The 484-nt window shown below is 39.3% G+C and carries 1 protein-coding gene; it reads left to right on the forward strand.

What is annotated here, in order from left to right:
• The first annotated feature begins 18 nt into the window (after positions 1-18).
• On the forward strand, positions 19-438 hold the full coding sequence (locus AB4496_RS29810; RefSeq protein ID WP_137002698.1) for a lytic transglycosylase domain-containing protein: 420 nt from the start codon (positions 19-21) through the stop codon (positions 436-438).
• The last annotated feature ends 46 nt before the right edge of the window (positions 439-484 follow it).

Consider the following 484-nt stretch of genomic DNA (forward strand, 5'->3'; position numbering starts at 1 on the left):
CCATTACTTTATCTTTCGTTGTTATCGCCGTGTTTCAGTTGGGCTTTTTGCTTTGATGAGGCAGGGCGATTTTATAATGTCGATCCACAGCTTTTAAAATCCATCGCCACGGTAGAAAGTAGCCTAAAGCCGAACGCGTACAATGAAAATAAAAACCAATCCGGTCAAGTCATCAGCCGTGATTTTGGATTGATGCAAATTAATTCCCATTGGTTTGATCGACTATCCGAATTTAATGTGAATGAAACAAATATCTATAATCCTTGCTTTAATGTTCATCTTGGCGCATGGGTATTAAGTTCTAACTTTTCTAGTCATGGTTATAACTGGAACAGTGTCGGCGCGTATAATGCGGGTTTTTCCAAACGCACCGAGAACGCCAGAAAAATATACATCCAAAAAGTCCAATCGGTTTATTTTAATCCTAACGTTAAATAAAAGACCTTGCACCATAACGGTGCAAGGTCTTTAGCTTTTCCTCTCG

Origin of the sequence: Vibrio sp. 10N.222.46.A1, from assembly GCF_041473595.1 — a bacterium.
In the GTDB taxonomy this organism is placed as follows: Bacteria; Pseudomonadota; Gammaproteobacteria; order Enterobacterales; family Vibrionaceae; genus Vibrio; species Vibrio tasmaniensis_A.